Below are 22,799 nucleotides of genomic sequence, written 5' to 3' on the forward strand. Positions count from 1 at the left end.
GTGCGATCGCTGTAACCGTTGCAGGATGTGCGTTTTAGCGTTTCGTAAGTATTTGTGGCGATCGTCTTGTATATATACAACAATGGTGGGGGAGTAGTGCGATCGCTGTAACCGTTGCAGGATGTGCGTTTTAGCGTTTCGTAAGTATTTGTGGCGATCGTCTTGTATATATACAACAATGGTGGGGGAGTAGTGCGATCGCTGTAACCATTGCTAGGCATGCCTTTTAGCGTTTCGTAAGTATTTGTGGCGATCGTTTTTGTGGTTATGCATATAAGAAATACCGCTTGTTGTGCCTATGCGTATACAAATATTTAATCAAGTTATGTGTAAGAATAAGAGGGTATAAGCAATTTGTATCAGTGAAATGAGGGCGTAAATCCCAGTGAAAAGCTATTGTCTTGAGTTGCGTATCTTGCTTGAACTGTTGCATATAAATTAAATAGCGTATATAATATGTATGTGTATAAGAAAGCACAAATATGAATAGAGCAGAAATTATTAGCGAGTATCGCGATCGGGTTGAGCGAGGGGATAAGAGAAAGCTTAGCACTGAGGAGCGCGCTGTGCTGGTGCAAGACTTCATCGATCAACTGCAAACTCTCCGATCGGCAAAGGCGATCGAAAAATTGTGCCGCGATGAAATCGAACTGCTGGAAGCGGGGTATGGGGCTGGCACGAACAGCACGACGAACTATCTTTCTGCCTATCGTAAGGCGATTGCCCAGGCCGCTGAGCAGGGCAAATTGCCGATGACGGACGAGACTTCTTACCTGTTCAACGGACACAAACAACGGACGGGTGAGCCGATTCAGTCGCTCAATCATCTTGCCTACGATTTGATGCGCTACGATAACGCGATCTATGTGGCGAACCGCAAACAGACCCACGTTGGCAACAACCAGAGACAGGACACCCCCCAGCCGTTTAACCCCGATCGATATTTGGAGAAGGCGATTGAACTGCTGCAATCAGAAGAACCTGAAACGCTGGCAGTGGGCATCGCTGCGGTGACGGGACGCAGGCATACAGAGGTTGTGGTGTCGGGCAAGTTCAGCACGACCAAGCACTCTTACGTTTTGATGTTTGACGGGCAACTTAAGAAGGCTGACCCTGTAGAGTATGCTATTTTGACTCTGCTTCCGGCTGCTCAGGTGAAGGAGGCGATCGACCGCTTTCGGGCCATGCTTCCAGTTGAAGCGCTGGCAGGACTCAAGAGCGAGGATCAGGAGGTGGCTGCGTTCAGAGCGAGGGTGAACACGCGGGTGCGTCGCTCCTTCCAGGACACGCAAATTCTGCCGCTGCTGCCGGGATTCCAAAGCGTGTCGATCCATCGACTCCGGGCGGCTTATGCCAGGGTCGCGATCCACTACTGGCTTCCGGGTCAGGGGGTGAATGAGCAGCGATGGTTGCAGTTCTACTTAGGGCACGTCGCTGCCGCTGATATGCGCGATGCTGCCAACAGTAGTTCAACTGCTCACTATTTCGGCTATCGCTTGGTGGATGACCAGGGTAAGCCAATTACGGTGACGGGGATCAAGTTGATGGCGAATCCCCTACCCAGTCCGACCCCACAACAGCTAGACACTCAGCAGCAAGCGAACGACCGCTTCGCGCAGTCGCCAGAGGCGGATCGCCTGGATTCTAGCACCCCAGTACTTGACCCCACTCCCGATGAGGAAGAAGCAATGTCCCCAACTCAGCACGAGGTTGAGACGATCGCGACCGATTTGCAAACTTTGATTGACCAGGAACCAAAGCGGCGATCGACGACAGCACCGCTGCCCGAATTCGCACCGGCGGCGACTGAGCAGCCGAGCAAGCCTAAGCGCAACCGACCCCGCTATCGCGACTTGCGCGTGAATGTGGTCGATTTGACGGCTGCTGCTGATCGCCTGGGGATCGATGCACCGGTCCGAGCGGGCTATCAATCTCTACTCGAACAAGTGCTGCAAGCTGCCGCTCAGCCTACACCCGCTCCGGCTGCACCGAACCCGAGTGAACTGCTTGCTCCGCTGCTGGAAGAACTGGCGGCGATCAAACAGCAAATGAATGCTGGACAAGCGGGAGCGGAGGTTGAGCAATTGCGCCAGCAGACTGAACAGCAACAGCAGGAGATCGATCGCCTCTGCGCTGAACTGAAGCAGGCGAACGATAGGCTCCAGACCATTGCTGCGACGGCTCAAGAATGGGCAGGCATCCAGTCTACTCCCACGCCTGCCCCCCCAGCAGCACCGGCTCAGCAGCAGCAATCTGTGAGCCAGCCACCCGCACAACCGCCCGTACAACCGCCTGCACCGACTCAACGCCCGGCTCCGGGTAGACCACCGGCAGGGAAGCTATCGCCATCCGATCGGGTCCCGATCGCTATCACCGCACTCATGGACTATAACCAGCACTGCCGCCCCATCGATCGCTGGTATTTATCGGGTAATATCATCGCTACCGCCGCTGGGGCAAATCCCGCCTTAGTCGTCACTCCCTGGCTGCAAAGCCATCCCGCTGCTGTGAGTCAAATTGACCAGCACAATACATCGATCGGGCTAAATCAAAGAAGCAATGGTAAAGAGAAGGATCGCAAGCAACTCAAAACTATTTACGATCGGTTTGTTGAGGGTAAGGCGATCCAGGAGTTAGAGGCGATCGTCCATCAGTTCGACCCGCAATCTGAGTGAAAAAGGCACTTGGGCAAAGACCTCAAGGCTACGATCGATCATGCTTATACAACGGCGCAGTGCAATCGGTTAGACCGAACGCGACAGGTCAAATAATGTGTTAATTGGTTGCCGAAAATTCGGACATCCAATCTGTTAAAACCGCTAATTTAACTGGATAAGCTTGGAAGATACATGTAGCAATACTTCTAACGATTCATCCAGTGGATGTTTAATTCGTTGACGAGGGCAAAAAGCGGGTTGAGTGACAGATGAGGGAGAGTCTTGCCTCTCTCATCCTAGAAATGCGGTATTTGCGAATTACACAAAACACAAATGGTGTAATTTACAAAATGTGGAAAAGAAACAATGGAAATGTGTCCCGTACCACCCTAGATGGACTCTTACGCAGATTGGGTGATTTTGAAGTTGGAAACCCTCTGAACCCTTGAACTGACGTTTGCGCTCTCAGCGATCGCTTCTGCGCTACGGCGCATCGCGCAGCGGCGCAGAAGCGATCGCATCCCTTTTTACCAAAAGTGAGTATGAACCCGAAAAGCAGGAGACGCGACATCAGCCGTTTTTGAAAAACTTGGAGGGAATTGAAAAATTTTGGAGGGAAGGTGTTCCGTTAAATTTTCCCTCCAAGGTTCGATCGCTCCTCCATATACGGGGCAAGGGTTTCAACCATTTTGGGGATGGAATTCCTCCAGATCTGCAACTGTCCCAAAGAAACTCGAAGCCCGCTCTACGCAGGGAATAATAAAGGCATGGTCGGGGGTCTATACCCCCCTCCTTGTGGTTTGGGCATCCTTTACGGGATGCCTTTTTTTATGCTTTACAACTGTTGTCGTGTATCTCGCTCGTTGGACTCTTGCGCAATTTTGGTGAAGTTAGTACTGGAAGCAATCTTGATCCTTGAGCTTACATTGCCTTTTCCAGCGATCGCATCCCTTTTTACCAAAAGTGAGTATGAACCCATTTAGCAAGAGACGCGACAGCCGTCAACGAGCGCAGCATCGCATGAGCTTCATCCTTCGCTACAGCAGAAGCGGTGGCGATCGCATCGCGCTGCGGCACTCGCGTAGCGGGCAAGTCGATCGCTTCGCGCTGCCGCCTTTGGCGGGTCGCATTAGTATCTTCTTCCACAGCTAACCTCGATTCGATATTGTTGCGCGTTGTTCAGTGAGAGCTGCTGTCCTTAACTCTATGCCAACCACCGGACAAATATTGTGTTAATTTGTTGCCCTTATTTTCGGACGCTTAATCTGTTAAAACCGCTAATTTCACTTCATGGGCTTGAAGGCTATGTATAGCAGTACTCCTAACCGTTCATTCCAGTGGAAACTTAATTCGTTAACGAGGATATAAAGCGGTTTAAGTGACAGCTGTTCTACACAAGCAAAAAGATGGACAGCTTAGGTAGTAATGATTGCTGGTATTTTTTCAGCATCCCCTAGGCTTTGTTGCATAAAGGGGTTGCGGAAGGGAGGTGATAGGGTTGAAGTACCACCAACAATCGATCACAGCAATGAGCTACCACATCCGCAACTGGTCTGAGTATAACGCCGCCCTGAGACAACAGGGAAGCCTAACATTCTGGATTGATGAAGCCGTGTTAGAGCAGTGGATTGTTTCTACCTTAAGCGGCAAACCAGGAGCCTCAAAGTACTATAGTGACCTTGCCATTTGTACAATGGCAACCGTCAAAGCTGTGTACAAGTTAGCTGGACGGCAGTGTCAAGGCTTTTTAGTATCCCTCTTCGAGTTGATGGGCATAGAGGTGCCTGTACCTGAGCACAGCACCTTGTCGCGACGGTTGAGCCAACTTTCGGTCAAATTACCCGTCCTTCCCAAGAGTGGTACTCGGCATGTGGTGGTCGATTCAACTGGAGTCAAGGTGTATGGAGAAGGAGAGTGGAAAACCCGTCAGCATGGTGTCAGCAAACGGCGCACCTGGCGCAAATTGCACTTGGGAGTAGACGAAAAAACGGGAGAAATCCTGGCAGCAGTCGTGACCACCAATGACATCAGCGATGCCGAAGTGCTCAGCGATATTCTTGATGGAGTCAGCGGTGAGATTAAGCAAATTTCTGCCGATGGAGCTTATGACCAACGCAAATGCTACGATGCCGTGCGAAAGCGCAAAGCCAAAGTGGCCATCCCGCCTCGTAAAGGAGCCCGAATTTGGCAACACGGCAACACCAAAGCAGAACGCCACAACCGAGATGAGAACCTACGACGCATCCGTAAAGTTGGGCGTAAAGCCTGGAAACGAGAGAGCAATTATCATCGTCGTTCCCTCTCAGAAACAACGATGTTTCGCTTCAAAACTATCTTTACTGACAGGCTCAGTTCACGTAAATTTGACAATCAAGCAGTAGAACTGTTCATCAAGTGTGCGGCACTCAACCGCATGATCCAACTCTGCAAACCAGATAGCTATGCAGTTGAGGCTTAATTAGGGCTGGCTCAAGTCTAGCTCTGTCTCTTTTAGCAATCATGCAACAAAGCCCTTGAAAGACGCTGTTCCCTTGTCCAACTCCTTTCACTTGTCCTTTTCTGATCATATTCATTGCCTCAATCCCTTGCAACGTTCTTTTGGCACTATTGATTGGCTTGAACCCCATCATTAATTTAGTAATTCGTTTGATGTTTCTGTGGTCTTGCTCAACCACGTTATTCAAGTATTTCACTTGCCGCAACTCAATTTCTGCTGCCAGTGCTTCATCATCCGTCAGGATTTCCATTACCACTGGATAAGCTGTGTTATTGTCCACCTTAATGACTCGTGGAGCCTGAGTGTGCTGCGCTTTGAACACTTTACGGAAAAACCGAACGGCTGCTTTGCTATCTCGTGAGCGCACTCAACATGAAATCTAGGGTACTGCCTTGCGAATCGACGGACGCAAACAGTGTAACGCATGAGTTGCAGCAGTCAAGTCTTAATGTTCATTCCCAGGGTTGAATTTGCTCATGGGAGCTATTTCTATAACGGTTTTACTGGCATGATTGTGCTGCTGAGCAATTTTTTGATCCATGCCTATTAGACCATTATTCTTTCGTCTGAGCTTTCTTGCCCTAACGCTAAGTTGCTTGGTTTCACCTGCTGCTGCTCAGTCTGCTGCTCAGGCAGCCATCAATCCTAATTTAAGCTTGCCCTTTATCTTAGTGCAGGTGGCTGTCATCGTGGGGAGTGGAATCGTCCTCCACTATTTTCTGGGACAGTTAAAGCATCGATTGCTGGCGATCGCTCAGCGCCGTAGTTGGATTCAGGCAACTGACTCTGAAGTTCATGCTCCACTGGAGTTGTTTCTCAAACTGCTTCTCAGTGCAGCGCGATTGAGTTTATGGATTGGTGTTGCTCTGTATATTACGAAGTTATTTCCTGCTACGCGACGCTGGAGTAATCAAGCCATTAGTTCGATCCTCTCAAGCTTTACGGCTCCTGTGATGGTTTTAGGCAGACGGGCGTACTCCATCATCGACCTGCTCATCCTGGGCGCCTTACTCTTTGGCGTCATTATTCTGGCAGGCGTGCTTACCAATCTCCTACGTTCTCGTGTATTACAGCGCGCAGGCATTAATCGTGGATTGCAGGAAGTCATTGCGATGCTGACGAAGTATAGCGTGGTGACGATCGCCACAATTATTGTGCTACAGCTCTGGGGACTCGATTTAAGTTCTCTCACTATTCTGGCAAGCGCACTGGGTGTTGGGATTGGATTTGGATTGCAAGATATTGCGAAAAACTTTGGCAGTGGGCTTGTTCTAGTGTTTGAACGACCGATTCAGGTGGGAGACTTTGTTGAAGTTGGAGAATTCAAGGGTACGGTAGAGCGCATTGGTGCCCGTAGTACCGAAATCAGAACACTAGATCATGTGTCAATCATCGTGCCCAATTCACGCTTTCTGGAGAAAGAAGTAATTAACTGGAGCCACCGCAATCCCGTTTCTCGACTTCATATCCCGGTTGGTGTGGCTTACCATGCAGACCCTAAAACTGTTCAAACAGCGTTACTGGAAGCAGCGCAAAACCATCCAGACGTTTTACAAACGCCGCCTCCAAGAGTTTTATTTCAAGGGTTTGGAGACAGTGCTCTCACCTTTGAATTACTGGTTTGGACTGAAACGCCCAATCACCAATTCCTGCTCAAAAGCGATCTGAACTTTCTGATTTTTGAAGCATTTCAACGATGGCAGATCGAAATTCCGTTTCCCCAACGCGACTTGCATCTGCGTTCTGTTCAAGTTGCACCTGCACTGAGAGAAACTTTGAGCCAGCTCTCGTCCCTGTTCCCAAATGGCTTTGAAAATTCGCAATGAGCGAAAGCCTTACGGATTGCTATAGGGATTGACCAGCGAATTGGATCGTTGGTGACAGTGGTGATCGAATTGTTAGTATTGTCTTTGATCCAGCGTCTCTAAGACAGCTTGATATCGTTCTTCTATCATTTGTCGATCCCACTCCTCTGACAATCCCTGCTGGCTACCTCGTAGAATCATTTCTGCATGATGACGCAAAGCACGCTTTTGTTCTGGCGTTTTCGCATAGTATGCGATGAGAGCGATCGCATCTAACAGGTGCGACATAACTGCTGAATCGGATTGGCCATACTGGCGAATCGGGCTAAAGGCGCAATCAAACAAGTATTCTAGCTTTACGGGTTCAGCAATAACTCGCAGATTGTGGAATTTGTCGTAGCGGTAGGGCGAAGGAAAATCGCGTTGAACCAGTTGACTAAATCCTGCACCCAATCGATCGATGCAGCGAATCGCCGTAAACGGATCATTCACCGCTGGAGAAATTGCCCGCAGCGCAATCTCAACAAGCTGTTGGATTGGAAAGGCAATATCCTGTTGCTCAGTGCGCTCTTTACCAAAAATAAAGACTCGATTGATTTTCTTAAATAGTGCAGAAGAATAGCGTTCTTTCGGGTAAACCGAGACGAGTGGGCTACCGGAAATCAGGTATTTTCCAGGTTGAGTTTTCAGCCACAGCAGCCCATCTGTTTGACAAGCAATTTTCATCAGTTCCTCATCATCGATAGCTTGTAAATATCCCTTGTCCTGAGAGCGAACCAATGTCGATCGCGCCTCAAAATCGCTGGGAATTTCTCCGACAGGTCTTTGATGCTGTGCGCGGTGTCCAAGCTGTTCTGGAAATAAGCGATCGATGGCCCGATCTAGCTCTCTGCCGACATCAGTAATGACTTGAGAAACCTGAATAATGGTCGAGGCATGGTGAATAAAATAAATCAAAACCAGCACGCTGACGATCGCTAGCACCATTCCAACCGTAATAGAGAGCTGCGGCACAAACTGATTAAAATCCTCTCCGCGAATATTTCGCAGCACCAGCAGGCAGTAGAGAAATGTGCCAAGGAAAGTTCCTAAAACGATCTGATTGCCCATGTCCTGCATAAAGTTTCGCAGCAGGCGGGGGCCAAAGTTGGAAGCAGCGAGTTGTAGGGCAACGATTGTGATCGAAAATGCCGTTCCCGCAACGGTTGCCATCGAGCTTGCAATAGTTGAAAGCATTGCTCTGGCTCCATCTGGGCCTCCGGTATAGAGCCACCCCCAGTTCGGCGCATTTCCCGATCGATCAATCTCGAGCAGCACCAATGCCAGTACAAAAGCAATTCCTGCAATTAGGGTGGGTAAAAACCAGTAGCTCGATCGCAGCGTATCCCAAAACTTGCTGAGCTTTGTATTTTTCATGCGTCATTTGTCGTACGACCGTTGCCATCGCGCTGCGATCGACTTGTCGCTGCGCTCCGCGTCGTAGCGCGGTGCGATCGGATTTGTGCTAATTTTCGCAGTGAACCACCGATGCTACCTGATTTGGGAACTTCCTGCTTACCTGCGGGCCAACCTTCGCGCTGCCGAGAGCGATCGCCATCCGTTTCCTCGGTTTGGTCATGAAACAGAATTTGCTGTGTCGGGAAGGGGAGGTCAATGCCGTTTGCAACTAGTTTATTCTTAATCGCTGTAAGTGCCCGGTCCTGCAAATTCAGCACATCAGCACGGCGAGGCGGTTTAACCCACCAGCGAGCACGAATATTGACTGTGCTTTCTGCTAAATCTACAACGATCGCATCCGGTGCAGGATCGGACAAAATGCCTTCTGTTTCATGAATGGCTTCTAAAATTAGCCGTTTTGCTTCATCAATATCATCGCTGTACCCAATTCCCACATCGTACTCTAACCGACGATGCTCAAAGGCAGTATTGACGGTGACAGAATTAGTAAATAGCTCCGAGTTGGGAATTACAATCCGGCGACCGTCGTAGGTTCTAATCGTCGTGGCGCGAGTCTGGATATTCTCAACCGTGCCCTCAAAATCCTTGAAGATAATCTGGTCGTCTAGCTGAAAGGGTTCGGTGAGTAAAATCAGAATTCCCGCCAGAAAGTTTTGTAGGATGTCCCGGAAGGCAAAACCGATCGCCACCCCACTAATTCCCAATAGCTGAACGAGATCGCCTGCTTTTAGGGTGGGAATGACGATCGACAGCGAAACAAACAAACCCACTAGCAGAATAATCCACTGGGCAAGTCGTCCTAGAATTAGCCCCAAGTTACGAGCATGACGACGCTTCTGGGTTAAACGTCCCACCAGCCGCCGAATCATTCTAGCAACTACAAAGAAGATAGCAAAGACAACGATTGCCAGCACGATATTGGGAATTAGGGCAATGAATCCGTTAATCATGCCCTGCATCTTTTGCCAAGCAGCAGAAATTTCAATGTTCATTTTGAAAGCCTTCCGTTCACCTTCGCCGCTAATGTTATCCAGAAGTCATTGGAGTAACCTCTATCGAAAGTGGCTAGCGGAGAAAGGCACGATCGTAGCTCAAACCGTCATTTTTCCTGCTTCTGATGTAATAGAGCTTGAAGTTCACCTCTCAATGCCGTAATTTCTGCCTGTAGCTCAGCGATTCCCTTTGCTCCTGCCACCTCTGCTTCTGGATTTTCAGCATCTCGACCCACAAAAAAGGTGGCGAGGGTTGCAGTGACATAGCCAAAAACCGCAAAGGCATAAAGCGCCAGCAAAAAGCACAGGATTCGTCCCTCTGGCGTTTGTGGAAAGTAATCTGCTCCCATTGTGGTCATCACCATTGCTGTCCACCAGAGTGTAGCTCCGTAGTCAGTTAGAGTAGACTCAGGAACCTCATGCTCGAAGGCAAACATTCCAGCGGATCCAATCAGAGTAATGACTGCCGTTAATCCCACTACATAACCAAAGCCTCGGCGATTGAAGCTTGCCGCTAATACTCGCATTCCGCCATTCGCACGGGTCATCACTCGCAACAGTTGCAGTCCTCTGGCAGCACGAACTGTTTGGAATGCCCGCACTACTTTTACGACTCGCAACACTCGTAGAGCAGGCAACAGGAGCGAAATGGCAAGCAGCCAATTCCGTTTCAAGTAAGCCAACTTGCGTGGAGCCAGAAAAAGTTCCAGTCCAAAGTTGAGAATAAAGACAATCCAGATCGTAATCCCCAGTGTGTCCAGCAGGGGTGAGAGTCCCCAAATTAACTCAACCACAAACAGGACAAGCCACACAAAGCTGAGCAGCAGCATGGGAATTTCCAGCCAATTCTCAATCTGTTGCAGAATCTCATTCTGCTCCTGCTCCAAGACGCGTTTTGAGGACAAATTTGTATCACGGCTCATCAACTGATCCTCTCGTCATCAATTCTGATTGGGTGGTGCAAGAACGTTCACGCTTACTAAGGGAGTGATATTTTTATACTGCTCTGTCAAACGGGCTTGAATTGCCTTGGTGAGACGATCGCGGATTATCGCATCAGATTCAGTTGCATCCGGCGATCGCTGCACATACAAAACTGTGAGCAATGTATTTTGTCCCGAAATACTTGATCGGGTAAACCGTACGTTGGCTTCTACAAGCTGAGCTGAAGGCTCTTGCCCAATTACCTGGTGTACTTCTGCATTGGCTCGTTGACTAAGGCTCGCTCGCTGTAAATTCGGTGAGTTGGCGAGCTGCCACACTAATAATCCGATTAATGCCAGTGCTGTAATAAGTAGAGCAATAGGAAAGACCAGTTTTTTGCCACGAGTGTACCTTGCACCCCTTGTAGAGAGTCCAAACCTGCGAAACAAGAGAGCAGCGGATAGATTAATGCCACAAAGCTGTAGCAGCAATAAGAATAAACTGCCTGTCGCCAAATCCCATCGACCAATCGCCACTGCCATTCCCACAACCCCGGCAGGTGGAGCAAGCGAGGCAGCCACCAGCATTCCAGTTGCGGCTCCAGACACCAGGCTGCTGCGCTCCGACTGCACCAAATTTAATGCGCCTGCGGCTCCGGCAGCCAGAGGTAGTAATATAGCCGTTACTGATACCTGGCTGCGTTCAATCATCTGAGAAGTGGCGATCGACTGTCCGAATAGAAGGCTGAGGAGCGCAGCGATTGCTATCGTCAGGCTCAAGGCAGAAAAGTATCTCGCAAGACTGCGCCCTAAAAGTTTTCGATCGCCCCTTGCTGTTGCAATCGCAGCAGTCATCGCTGGACCTGCAAAGGGTGCGATTAGCATTGCAGCAGTTAAAAGATAAATCGTATTAGTAAAAAGCCCTATCCAGGCTACCACGCCTCCCAGGGCAGCATACCCTAAAAAGCCCTTCCAGGAGCCAACGCTTTGTAATCCCGACAAAAAAACTTCCACCGGACTACGAGGCTCAACATTCGTAACCTGTTCTGCAGCTTGATTGCTAGGTGGATGGAGTGCCATGACCCCAGAAGGCAGCAGGGTAATATGGACATCCGGCAAACTTTCCAATTGTCTGAGAAAATCTTCAACTCTGCGGTTAGAAATATACACAATCACTAAATCCAGGGCGTGATCGAGGCTATTCGCTTCAATCTGAACCAGATTCACGCCCTGATGATCTTTGGCAATATTCAGGACATCCTTGCCGTGTCCCTGTGGAACCTGAACGATAAGTTGCCGCATAATACCCTCCTGCTACTAACCATCCCGTACTGCTAAGAAATTCGATCTCTAGCTAAGGGAAGATTGTAGAGGCATGTTTTTTGATAATGGAGAGGATGACAGTTCATTTCGTTTAAATTCAATCCCCTGCTACTGATAGATGAGTTTTAGGACTAACAGATTTCACTAAATTTCTGCACAATTTCTCCACCTTCTAAGGGTACGCTCTTATTCTAAGGAAAATATTTAATTTCCTTATTCGTTACAGACTCTATGCCTTAACGGGTGCAGATTTGTCAATTTGCACAACACTACTTTATTCAACTCGAAGAATCGCTCTACTGCTCAATGAAACACAGCTATGTTCCAGCCGCGTTCACCAAGGTTTATGCTCGGCAGCGAGGTACACCAATTACACCCTCTGAATTTGCTGTATCTACTTCTGATCCTGATCAAGGTTATATTCAGTAACCCTTTAAACTTCCTCTGATGAATCCTCCTGAAGAAAAGAAGACAGTTCCCGGTTGAGTCTGCCTGTGCGAACCAACTCAGCATAAGTATCTGCTTCAATCGCCAGCAGTTCCTGCTTAAATTGTTCTGCTGCAAAGATGCGGAGGTCTGGATTTTCGTCCTGTAAGGTATCGATTTCTGCGGTCAATCGTTCGATTTCGCCATTAATCAGAGCCTCCTGATAACGGTAAAACTCCGGCTCAATGGCAGGGCGATTTTCTGGCTGACCTAGCTGCTGCAAAACCCGTTTCATAGCGGCTAAACGAGCGACTGTTTCCTGGAACTGCTGACGTAAGGGCTGATCACCCAATAAATTTAGCTTCTGCAGCAGTGGCTGAACCGTGAGTCCCTGCACTAACAGCGTGAATAGCACGACCCCAAACACTGTGGCAATGATTTCTTCTCGAGCAGGCAGAATCACAGGAACACTTAATGCCAGGGCGATCGATACAGACCCCCGCAGTCCACCCCAGAGCAAAACTGTTTGTTCAGGTAGCATAATTTTGGATTGGGTGAAGCGATTGCTGATTGCGCTTAAACCATAGATGGAGATTGCTCGTGTCACAATCATCGCAACGAGGGTAATGACGATCGTGCCCAGATTTTGTCCCAGGATATCGAAGCGAATCTGATCACCAATCAGTAGAAAAACAATCGAGTTTACGAAAAAGGCGAGAAACTCCCAAAACTCGCTAACAATAATTCGAGTGCGGGGATTCATGCCAATGCGAGAACCAAAGTTGCCTAAAATTAATCCGGTCGTCACGACTCCAATTACCCCAGAACCACCCAGATCATCAACAATCAAATAAGTGCCATAGGCAGAAACCAGTGTTAGCGACTGTTCCACTAGCGGCAGATCAAACCGCTGTGTCAAATAGGAGATGCCAAATCCAATCAGGCTGCCGCCTGCAATACCAATACCCATAACACGCATAAACTGAAGCACCGCCGATTGAACGCTCAAATCCGCTGTTCCAAGCGGCAGGGCAACCAGAAAACTAAATGCGACAACCGCGATGCCATCATTGAAGAGGCTTTCGCCTTCCATGACGATGCTAAGACGGCTTCCCACCCCCAACTCTCGAAATAGCGCAATTACTGAAACAGGGTCGGTCGCAGACAAACTGGCTCCCAGCAGTAGAGCAGTTGTGAGCGAAACCCCTGCAAACCAATTCAGCCCCAGCGCGATGCCAACGATTGCAATTACAACTCCTAGCACCGCAAACAGGCAAATGGGCAAGGCTTGCTCCTTCAATTTCGGCCATCTAATATTCCAGGCAGCTTCAAACAGCAGCGGTGGCAAAAAGATAGACAGGATCAAGGCAGGCGACAGATCGACTAACCGTACGTCGACAAACGCTAGCCCTAAACCGACAATCACCAGCAGCAAAGTGTAAGGAATGCGCCGAAACCAGCTAAACACACGGGGTAGCGTTGCCACACTTAGGGAGACGGACAGCACCAGCAAAAACTGCTTCAGATTGGTCTCGATCGTCATTTCAGCCGTCGCTGGATCAATTGCCATACTTCACCTTAATTTTTTTTAACCAACCTAATCTCTTCAAACTATTATCAAATAACTGCCACAGTCTTAAGGTAGGATGCTGGCAGAAATCCGCATCTCGTTACTTCTAGAATTTTGTGGCTTGAGGAGGAGCAGATGTCGAAAGGAATTAAACATCGGTTCAGGAATTTTAGAAGTCGAGGCGAAGCTCTAGTTCCGCTCCAGCAGCTTCAAACCGAGATACTAAAGGAATCTACGCCTGACCTATCCTATCTGATTTTAATCGTGAGTTCATGCCTGATTGCCACTTTTGGCTTGTTAGCAAACAGCACTGCCGTCATTATTGGCGCAATGATTATTGCTCCGCTCATGCTGCCTATTCGTGGCTTAGCTTTTGGTGCGCTTCGGGGAGACGTCATCTTGCTTCGGCAAGGCGCAATCGCAATTATTGCCGGAACTTTACTGGCAGTCGCTCTCGCCTACAGTGTAGGATGGCTGGTCGGCATCGAAAATTTTGGCAGCGAAGTTTGGGCACGATCGGAGCCGACGCTGCTCGATCTGGGGGTAGCAATTGTCGCGGGAGGCATTAGCGGTTATGCAAAGGTGCAACCCAAGATTTCAGGAAGTCTGGCAGGAACAGCGATCGCGGTTGCCCTAATGCCGCCAATTTGTGTGATGGGTTTGGGGTTATCTCAGGCAAACTGGTCACTCAGCCAGGGAGCAACCCTGCTCTATGCAACAAATCTACTGGGGATCATGCTCTCCTGTATGTTGACTTTTTTGCTCACAGGCTATGCTTCATTTCGCAATGCCCATAAACCGTTAACTTGTGCGCTGGCATTTACCGCCATTTTGCTGCTGCCGCTGGGTATTAGCTCTAGTAGATTAGTAAGACAGGCACATCTCGAAGCCACCATCCGGCAGACATTGCTCAATCGCACCATTACCTTTCAACGAGTCGAACTCCTGACCAGCAGAACCAACTGGCACACTACCCCGCCCGAAGTTAGGCTCAATGTCCGTGCTAAAGAACCCATTACTCCCAAACAGGTTGCCTTGCTGGAGGAGTTTTTGCAGCGTGAAATGGGACAGCCATTTACGCTCATTTTTGTGGTGGGACAGGTCGAGGAAGTTCAGCGAGAAACCTTTGATTCGCTTAATCAACGGGAGTATTAGTATTCATACTGGGCTGTAAAACTAAATTGCTCAAGAAACCCCTGACTTTTGCTAAGCCAGGAGTGTGCGGTGAGTTATGAGAAATAGCGGTACTTATTGGCATCCTATAACAGAAGCCCTGAAGTTTAAACACAACGACGGCTCAGTGATTCCCAGATAAAGATTGCAATCATTGCTCCGATAATCGCCACGATAATTCCAGGAATGCTCAAACTGGCGGCAGCAAGCTGTAGTGTTCCTGTCTTGATGATACTCATAATACTACCCTCAATCAATAAAACCCAAAATAATCCAAGCAAGGATATTCATAATTATGTTTCTAACACGCTATTACGTTTAAATTTTAATCGCTTACTTAATTATGCATCTTCGTCCGGAAGTTCTATCACTAGCCTCAAAATTTCATCCACTTGACTTGCTTATTGTCATAACCGTTTCGTTTTTAAAGTAAGAATATATTTTTTAAAAATTTGCAATCCTTTAATTCTGCTCTATCGGCTCTATTCTAATCACGTTGCTATATAGGTTCTCGACGAAATTCATGAACTAGCTCTGAACGCACTACTTTCAAAAATATTTCTAAGAATTTTTCATGGCTCTATTCCATCCAGCATGAATTTAATCTTTTCAAAAAGATACTCTGGGTCATTGGCTAACCTGGGAAAATATAATAATGTCAGGGGAACATCATGCTTTGCAATTGTATAGACAATCTTGTAGAGTTGATTGGCTAATACGGTTTCCTGTTGCTATGGGTCAAATGTGTGCTAAAGACCTCCATAAATTCCTTCTGGATAAAGGGAAGCGTCACTTCTTCGTGCTACGTCTCGCTGCCTTTCCGCTGCCGAAAGAGGTCTTGAACAGGGACAATCGCGTAATTAATGACAGTATCAGTGCTTTCTAGAACCTTATCAAGGTAATCACACAACCACGGATTCTTTATGATGTAGGGTACATTTTCCTGATGAATATCCCACTCCATCCCAGCATTGCAGTTTGGGTGAACGGCTGATGTAAAGTCATCAAATCCAGTATCAAGACCTAAAGCTGTAAATAGCCGAACTAGAAATGTTGTTCCAGCACGACCAGTCCCAGTAATGACAATATGATGTTTTGGCATAGCATCTGCTTTACGATTTACGACGCTTTTTGCGATATCTGGATTGGGAGTTACCCTGGAACCCAAGCGACTTTACTTGAGATTCTTGCTTTTTATCACTGTTGGTCTGCTGCTCTGAGTTAAGGACAACATACTTTTGATTGCGATCGCGAATTTTAGCATCCTCATCGTTATAGAAAAAGGATAATAAGGCAAACCGTTTTCCGCTTAACACAGGCGTCACTTCATGCAGCAGCGAACAGGAAAAGATGACGGCTTCGCCCACTCGAGGACGGTAGAGGCGATTACCGTATTCTGGAAAACGAAGACAGCCACCCGTATAATTTCCCGTATTCAGGTTGATTGTCATAGCAAAGCGACGATGGGCAGTGCCTTTGGTCGTATTGTCCCGATGGCGGTTAAAGAAACCTTGTGTTTCAGCATCGTAGCAAGCGACAAGGTAACGTTCAAATCGAGTAATACTAAATTGAAAGGCTTTCTCAATTTCTGGTTTTACCCGCCGCAAGATTAAATCATTAATGGCTTGTAGATGGGCTGTATCAGTAATATGAAAGTCCTTACGCTGCTTAAAATCGGCGTCCAAAACTTCTACTGTTTTGCCATCAATCTGCCGCATAAAGCCTGAATTTCTTCCTCCGTTGGCTTGATAAAGATGAATCAGAAATTCACAGAATTCTGGATCGATTACATCGGGGATGAAAAGGACGGGAGCCTGCCTGACCGCCATCATTGCTGGCTCTGGTACTGGAAGACTTTCGATAAAGCGAAATACATCAGCAACATGGCTTTCAGGATTCTCTAGGGGAAACACCTTGAGAACATGAAGATTCTCATTGAGGACCAGAGTTGCTGGGCGATAGAAATCTGGATTGGACTCATCTGGCAGTACGCCATATCGTAAGCTGACGAAGCGATCGAAATCCCAGATTAGTTTGAAATAGGACGGAATCTTGATTAACTCTTTCAGAACGATATCTTCTGGATTAATTGTGACTCCAAAGAATGGAACTTCGTATTGTTCAAGCTGTGGCTGTAGTGCCGCAAAATCCTGTAGAACCTTAGCGCAGGATTGGTTACTAAAGCGACCAAGGAAAGAAAGGATAATCCGATAACCACCTACTGCACTAAAGTGATAGGCAGGGTTGGAACTGGAGGAAGCTATGAACCAGGGAACTGGATCACCTGCGGCGAGAAATGTCATAAAGGCAACAGAGGAATTGACTCGATCCAATTTTGAAAGGAATTCAAATACTCCCTACAAGCAAGGATTCTCAGAATCTAGAACAGGTGGGGTAGATTCTAACTTTGATTCGTTCTTCAATACGTTTGCTGGTTCGAGAATTTGTTCTAAAGCATCTTCATTGAGCTCATAAGGTTCACAAAGCTCAGGCAGTCGATTAACTTCCAATCCAATGTATAAAGGGTAGTTTTCAAAATTTGAATCAGCGTGAATTTGAGGCATTGTTCGATCCTTCAATTCCTTATTCTGTTGGGTCAAGACGATCGACAAATACGGTCAAGAAGAGCATCGGGATTATTGGAATAAGACAAATTAACCATTGCGTGAGGCTGAGGGGAGCTGTTGCAAAGAGGACATTCATTACACTCCACTGGCTGAATAGAACTTGTAGAACGATCGCACCTAAAATGCCAAGACCGATCGCCCAGGCATCACGTATTGAAGTATTCCGGCCCTGAAATTTATCCATGATTGCCCGACCTAAATGGCTGACACTCAGCAAATACACAATTCGTCCGGCAACTAATGCCTGAATTGCCATTGTCCGGGCAACTGCAATATCTCCCGTCGTGCGTCGTGCCCACTCAAACATTCCGAAGATTAAAATCCAGTTGAAGACCGAAACCGTAGCAATGCGCTGAAACAGTCTGCCCGATAGCAAAGGCTCTCTTGGATCGCGGGGTGACTTTGCCATTGTGCGATCGGTTTTGGGTTCAAAAGCAAGGGGAACCGTCATAGCAACAGAGTTGACCATGTTCAGCCAAAGCACCTGGATCGAGAGAATGGGTAGATCTCTAGCAAGCAGGGCACTGATGAGGATCGTCATCGACTCGCCACCATTGACGGGCAGAATAAAGGCGATCGCCTTTCGCAGGTTCTGATAAACAGTACGTCCTTCTTCAACGGCTGCTTCGATTGAGGCAAAGTTATCGTCAGTGAGCAGCATATCCGCTGCTTCTCTGGCAACATCGGTTCCCCCTTTGCCCATTGCAATTCCAATATCGGCTTGCTTCAGGGCAGGGGCATCGTTCACTCCATCTCCCGTCATTGCCACAATTTCACCTTTCGATTGCAATGCTTCAACCAGGCGCAGCTTTTGCGCCGGAGCAACTCTGGCAAACACGGAGCCAGATTCAACCGCCTGCGATAGTTCAGAATCGTTCATTTCTGCGAGCTGCTGTCCGGTAAACCCAAACAGGTTACCTTTGCTCTGAAGCCCGATGCGATCGGCAATTGCAGTTGCAGTGGTTAAATGGTCTCCGGTGATCATCTTCACCTGAATTCCCGCTGCCTGACAGGCCTTCACTGCGGCGATCGCTTCCGCGCGAGGAGGATCAATCATACCCTGCAAACCGAGAAACGTGAGTCCACTGTTCAGGTCTGCGTGATCCAGCGTCGTCTGCTGCTTGGGCACTGTTTTTTCGGCAAAAGCCAGCACTCGTAATCCCTGTTCTGCCAAACGCTCTGTTTCAACGCCCAGAAGCCCCTGATACAGCGGCATATCATGCCCTGATGCATCGCGCATCTTCTGGCATCGACGCAGTATGGCTTCCAGCGAACCTTTGACGTAAATAATATTGCCAATAATATTGCCACCCGTCGTTTTCCTATCCGCCCCATGATGCAGCGTTGCCATATATTGATACTGCGATTCAAACGGGATGACATCCAGGCGAGGTAGCAACTCATTGAGCTTGGATTGGTTTATGCCTGCTTTTTGGGCAGCCACAATCAACGCTCCTTCCGTTGGATCGCCGATGACTGACCAGTGATCCTCTTTCCATTCCAGATGGCTATCGTTACACAAAATACCCGCAATCAGACAGTCTTCTAAGGCAGTATGGTTTGGAGAACCTACAACAGACGGAAGACGCTCATTCGCGATCGCCTCTTCTGTGACAGGTTGAATTTCTCCTTCCGAGTTGTATCCCACGCCGCTTACTAAATAACGCTGTCCGGCTGCATAGATTGCCTGCACCGTCATCTGATTTTCAGTCAGCGTTCCGGTTTTATCCGAGCAAATGACCGTTGCACCGCCCAGCGTTTCAACCGCAGGCAGTTTGCGAATAATGGCGTGTCGACGTGCCATGCGATTTACTCCGATCGCCAGTGTCACCGTCACCACTGCCGGAAGTCCTTCAGGAATGGCACTGACTGCCAGAGCTACCGCCGCTTCAAACATTTCTGCCCAGGAGCGTCCTTGCCCTAACCCCACAAAAAACGTGAGGGATGCCACAGACAGAATGATATACAGCAGGGTTTGGCTAAACTTGACGAACTTGCGTGTGAGCGGCGTACTCAGGCTGTGGCTATTGTTCAGCGATTGTGAAATCTGCCCCACTTCTGTTTTATTTCCAGTCGCCACCACGACACCACTACCCTGCCCAAAGGTAACGAAGCTACCTGCATACGCCATGTTCGTGCGTTCTGCCAAAGGTGTATTGCTGCCCAGCGGCTGAATGTCTTTCTCAACAGGAACCGATTCCCCGGTCAGCGCCGATTCATCAATTTGTAAGCCGCGCACACGCAACAATCGCAAATCTGCCGGAACCTTGTCTCCTGAAGTCAGCAGAACTAAATCGCCCGGAACCAATTCCTGTGAAGGAATTATCTGCCTTTTTCCCTCTCGGACCACGGTTGCTTCTGTGGTCACCACTTTTGCCAGAGCAGCGATCGCCCCTTCTGCTTTTGACTCCTGCAAATAGCCAATAATGGCGTTAATCAGCGTCACGCCCCAGATGACGATCGCATTTGTCCATGATCCCAGGAAAGCTTTAATCGCTCCGGCAATCAGCAGAATGTAGAGCAACGCCTGATTAAACTGCAGCAGAAACCGCAACCAGGCAGGTTTTCCGGGCTTTGCTGCCAGCTCATTTAGACCGTAATGTCTGCGCCGTTGAGTAACTTCCCGTTTAGCCAGCCCACGCTCAGCATGACTTTCGAGCAATCGGGCAACATCTTTACCCGATCGATCGTGATAAGTTGCAGTCGTTGAAGCGTGATTCACAATGATTTGCATAGCCTTTGGAGAGGAAGTTTCACTTGTGAATGAGGAAAATTCCAGAACTTCAGGGAGGAGTAGTCCCAAAGTTCTGGATGGGGTGATGCTTCTTGTTACGTAAGAAGCTGTAAGGAGTGCAACGGACTAGCGAGGGAGGAACTTACGTCCGCCCCTGTAGCACTGTGCTACCCAAAGACTACCAACTCAAAGTCAGGATGCCAGAAGGAAATCGGAGGGATTTCGGGGGGATTGCTCTTTTCAGGAGAACTGTTTGAGCCGGTAGCCCATGCCATGCACCGTTTCGATCAGATCATCGGGTGCATCTGCCGCTCTCAATTTCTGACGGAGGGTTCTAACATGGGTTTTGACCGCTTCTTCGGTGGGTAATTCTTCCCGCGTCCAGAGTTTTTCGATAATAATTGGGCGACTCATGACACGCCGACCGTTGGAAATCAGCAGTTCCAGCAGCGCGAATTCTTTCGGCGTTAAATTCAGAGGCGTGTCACGGTAAGTGACTTCACAGGTTGCTGGATTTAACTGAAGTTCGCCCCAAGTCAGCGTAGGATTGACATTAGGACTTCCCCGCCGCAGCAGGGCACGAGTTCGCGCCATCAGTTCATCTAGGTCAAACGGCTTGACCATGTAGTCATCGGCTCCGGCATCCAGCCCAATGATTTTGTCTGCGATCATATCTCGCGCCGTGAGCATCATGACTGGAATTGCGGCATTTCGCGCTGCGGCTCCTCTGGCTCGAAGCTGTTGACAGAAGCGGAGACCGTCCACCTTGGGCAGCGTTAGATCCAATACAATCAGGTCGTAATCCTGGGTATTTACCCAATCCCACGCAGCTTCACCATCCTCTGCCACATCGACTTTATACTGACGGTTTGTAAAGGCTTCCGCCAGCATGTTAGCAATTCGCAAATCGTCTTCCACAACCAAAATACGCATTGAGGTCTTAGACTTGGGATCTGAGATAAGGCATATTCAGGAGAACAGCGATCGGGCACCAATGTCCGCAGCCCTGCGGGATCGCCTTTCTCCTACTCTATTGTAAATTTCTCAGTAAATCTTTCAGGCTGCTATGGTGACGTTCAGTGTGCTGAAATGGTCAATGGAACGCAAATGGATCACAGCATCCTTTTGTCTGGCACTGCTGCTCTTGGGGCTGATTAATTTAATCTCCTATCAAAATGCAACCCAACTCATTCACAGTGCCGCCCAGGTCAAACAAACAAGCGACCTCCTCACTGCTTTAACTAGCGTTTCTGAAACGCTAACTGATAGCGAAGCTCGACGTTGGCGGTATTTTTTGTTAGGCGATCGAACAGAGCTGGATGCCTACCATCAAGCCATGCAGAATCTCACCTTCCAATTAGAGAAACTGCGACAGCCCTTATCCGATACGCCTGCTCAACAACAAAGGCTCAACCTGCTAGAAACACTTATTCAGCAGCGACAAACCCTGCTTGAGCAATCAGCAGCACTCTACGAACAGCCCACTCTGCTTTCCGCTGAAAATCCTTGGGTAGCGCAGACTAACCAGAACCAGGCACAAATTCGTCGAATCATTACTGAGCTACAGAACGAGGAGGAGCAGCTTTTGCAGAGTCAGGTCGAGCAATCTCAGGCAAACTCACAGGTGAGAATGGCGATCGAAAATCTGGGAACTATTCTGGCATTTGTGGGGCTTCTGGGTGTTTATATTCTGCTCTATCGCCAGATGTTTAAGCGTCAACAATCAGAGCAAATTCAGCAGAAGCTGGCGCAGGAGAAAGAATTGGGTGAACTGAAGCTGCAATTTTTCTCGATGGTTTCGCATGAGTTTCGAACTCCTCTCAGTGTCATCGTGGGATCAGCGCAATTACTTCAGGAAAATTTGAAAAGATTGGTTGAGCCTAGTAAATTAAAGAACCTGCTTCAGATACAGGCGTCTGCTAAATTAATGACCCAGCTCCTAAACGATATCCTGACTTTAGCAAGGGCAGATGCTGGAAAATTGCAGTGCAAACCAGAACTTCTGGAAGTACAGTTTCTTTGTTTAAATCTGGTTGAAGATATTCAACTTTTTAGCGAACAGCCAAGAACAATTAAGTTTCACAAGTACGGTACTCGTACCTATGCTTATTTAGATGAGAAACTCATTTACTCAATTCTCAGTAATTTATTATCTAATGCAATTAAATATTCTTCTCCAGAGTCTTCGATCAATTTCACGGTCATTTGTGAACCTAATGCTGTAATTTTTGAAATCAGAGATCAAGGGATTGGCATTCCTGAAGACGAACAAGCAACTATCTTTGAACCCTTTTGCCGAGGCAGAAATGTTGGCAGCGCACCTGGAAGTGGTTTGGGTATGGCAGTGGTTAAAAGATGTTTAGACTTGCATCAAGGTAAGCTGTTGCTAGAGAGCCAAGTTGGTATAGGTACAACATTTACGATTAGAATATCCCAGCCTGATAAAGTTGGTTTTCTGCCATGACGATCGAAAATCTTGAGGCAGAAAATTGAGCAGCAAGGTAGCTCAGGAGGCATTTAGGGAAATAAAGAAGAAGGAGCAAAGCCTGTACATCAATCGTTACGAGTTTGGTCCCTTTGGCTAACCAGCAACCATCAATATAGGTAAAACACT

At 48.1% G+C, this 22,799-nt stretch carries 18 protein-coding genes and 1 pseudogene; 5 read left to right on the top strand and 14 right to left on the bottom strand.

From position 1 onward, the window contains the following. Positions 1-221: hypothetical protein (locus NDA02_RS25015; RefSeq protein WP_348256140.1), on the bottom strand; the 221-nt coding region annotated here is incomplete at its 3' end. A gap of 261 nt (positions 222-482) precedes the next feature. Here NDA02_RS25015 and NDA02_RS25020 point away from each other — a divergent pair. Further along, entirely contained in the window at positions 483-2,675 is a 2,193-nt protein-coding gene (locus NDA02_RS25020) for a protelomerase family protein (RefSeq protein WP_348256141.1), read from the top strand. A gap of 936 nt (positions 2,676-3,611) precedes the next feature. Here the strand turns inward: NDA02_RS25020 and NDA02_RS25025 are convergent. Then, positions 3,612-3,803, bottom strand: coding sequence for a hypothetical protein (locus tag NDA02_RS25025; RefSeq protein WP_348256142.1), 192 nt, complete (start codon positions 3,801-3,803; stop codon positions 3,612-3,614). Between the two features lie 382 nt (positions 3,804-4,185). Between NDA02_RS25025 and NDA02_RS25030 the strand changes: the two genes are divergently transcribed. After that, entirely contained in the window at positions 4,186-5,115 is a 930-nt protein-coding gene (locus NDA02_RS25030) for an IS5 family transposase (protein ID WP_348256143.1), read from the top strand. Here NDA02_RS25030 and NDA02_RS25035 read toward each other — a convergent pair. Beyond that, a complete protein-coding gene (locus NDA02_RS25035; protein WP_190791173.1) occupies positions 5,063-5,521 on the bottom strand; it encodes a DDE-type integrase/transposase/recombinase in 459 nt (152 codons plus the stop codon). The genes NDA02_RS25030 and NDA02_RS25035 overlap by 53 nt on opposite strands. A gap of 172 nt (positions 5,522-5,693) precedes the next feature. Between NDA02_RS25035 and NDA02_RS25040 the strand changes: the two genes are divergently transcribed. Next, positions 5,694-6,980 (top strand): mechanosensitive ion channel domain-containing protein, encoded by a 1,287-nt coding sequence (locus tag NDA02_RS25040; protein ID WP_190791174.1) that lies wholly within the window; start codon positions 5,694-5,696, stop codon positions 6,978-6,980. 72 nt (positions 6,981-7,052) lie between these two features. On the opposite strand, the gene NDA02_RS25045 is transcribed toward NDA02_RS25040, so the two are convergent. The 5 genes from NDA02_RS25045 to NDA02_RS25065 form a co-directional block, all read right to left on the bottom strand. Beyond that, positions 7,053-8,375: a DUF2254 domain-containing protein gene (locus tag NDA02_RS25045; protein ID WP_348256144.1), complete on the bottom strand. Its 1,323-nt coding sequence runs from the start codon at positions 8,373-8,375 to the stop codon at positions 7,053-7,055. Continuing rightward, positions 8,372-9,409 (bottom strand): mechanosensitive ion channel family protein, encoded by a 1,038-nt coding sequence (locus NDA02_RS25050; RefSeq protein ID WP_190791176.1) that lies wholly within the window; start codon positions 9,407-9,409, stop codon positions 8,372-8,374. The genes NDA02_RS25045 and NDA02_RS25050 overlap by 4 nt, the downstream gene beginning before the upstream one ends. Positions 9,410-9,516: 107 nt before the next feature. Beyond that, positions 9,517-10,332 (bottom strand): potassium channel family protein, encoded by an 816-nt coding sequence (locus NDA02_RS25055; protein WP_190791177.1) that lies wholly within the window; start codon positions 10,330-10,332, stop codon positions 9,517-9,519. A gap of 18 nt (positions 10,333-10,350) precedes the next feature. Next, entirely contained in the window at positions 10,351-11,634 is a 1,284-nt protein-coding gene (locus tag NDA02_RS25060) for a TIGR00341 family protein (protein ID WP_190791178.1), read from the bottom strand. A gap of 454 nt (positions 11,635-12,088) precedes the next feature. Continuing rightward, on the bottom strand, positions 12,089-13,651 hold the full coding sequence (locus tag NDA02_RS25065; RefSeq protein WP_348256145.1) for a Na+/H+ antiporter: 1,563 nt from the start codon (positions 13,649-13,651) through the stop codon (positions 12,089-12,091). A gap of 135 nt (positions 13,652-13,786) precedes the next feature. Here NDA02_RS25065 and NDA02_RS25070 point away from each other — a divergent pair, with 135 nt between their 5' ends. Then, positions 13,787-14,806: a DUF389 domain-containing protein gene (locus tag NDA02_RS25070; RefSeq protein WP_190794922.1), complete on the top strand. Its 1,020-nt coding sequence runs from the start codon at positions 13,787-13,789 to the stop codon at positions 14,804-14,806. A gap of 125 nt (positions 14,807-14,931) precedes the next feature. Here NDA02_RS25070 and NDA02_RS25075 read toward each other — a convergent pair. The 6 genes and pseudogenes from NDA02_RS25075 to NDA02_RS25100 form a co-directional block, all read right to left on the bottom strand. Next, positions 14,932-15,115 (bottom strand): annotated as a pseudogene (locus tag NDA02_RS25075) (hypothetical protein). A 511-nt stretch (positions 15,116-15,626) separates the two neighbouring features. Next, positions 15,627-15,926, bottom strand: coding sequence for a hypothetical protein (locus NDA02_RS25080; protein ID WP_190794923.1), 300 nt, complete (start codon positions 15,924-15,926; stop codon positions 15,627-15,629). A 10-nt stretch (positions 15,927-15,936) separates the two neighbouring features. After that, a complete protein-coding gene (locus tag NDA02_RS25085) occupies positions 15,937-17,127 on the bottom strand; it encodes a 2OG-Fe(II) oxygenase (protein WP_190794924.1) in 1,191 nt (396 codons plus the stop codon). Positions 17,128-17,181: 54 nt separating this feature from the next. Further along, a complete protein-coding gene (locus NDA02_RS25090) occupies positions 17,182-17,388 on the bottom strand; it encodes a hypothetical protein (protein WP_348256146.1) in 207 nt (68 codons plus the stop codon). Positions 17,389-17,407: 19 nt separating this feature from the next. Next, a complete protein-coding gene (locus tag NDA02_RS25095) occupies positions 17,408-20,185 on the bottom strand; it encodes a cation-transporting P-type ATPase (RefSeq protein WP_190794414.1) in 2,778 nt (925 codons plus the stop codon). A 240-nt stretch (positions 20,186-20,425) separates the two neighbouring features. Next, complete coding sequence (locus NDA02_RS25100; protein WP_190794415.1) at positions 20,426-21,118, bottom strand: response regulator transcription factor; 693 nt, start codon at positions 21,116-21,118, stop codon at positions 20,426-20,428. Positions 21,119-21,251: 133 nt separating this feature from the next. Between NDA02_RS25100 and NDA02_RS25105 the strand changes: the two genes are divergently transcribed. Next, positions 21,252-22,649, top strand: a complete 1,398-nt coding sequence (locus NDA02_RS25105; RefSeq protein ID WP_348256147.1) for an ATP-binding protein — start codon at positions 21,252-21,254, stop codon at positions 22,647-22,649. The last annotated feature ends 150 nt before the right edge of the window (positions 22,650-22,799 follow it).

Origin of the sequence: Leptolyngbya sp. ST-U4 (assembly GCF_039962215.1) — a bacterium.
Classification (GTDB): Bacteria; Cyanobacteriota; Cyanobacteriia; order Elainellales; family Elainellaceae; genus Leptolyngbya_A.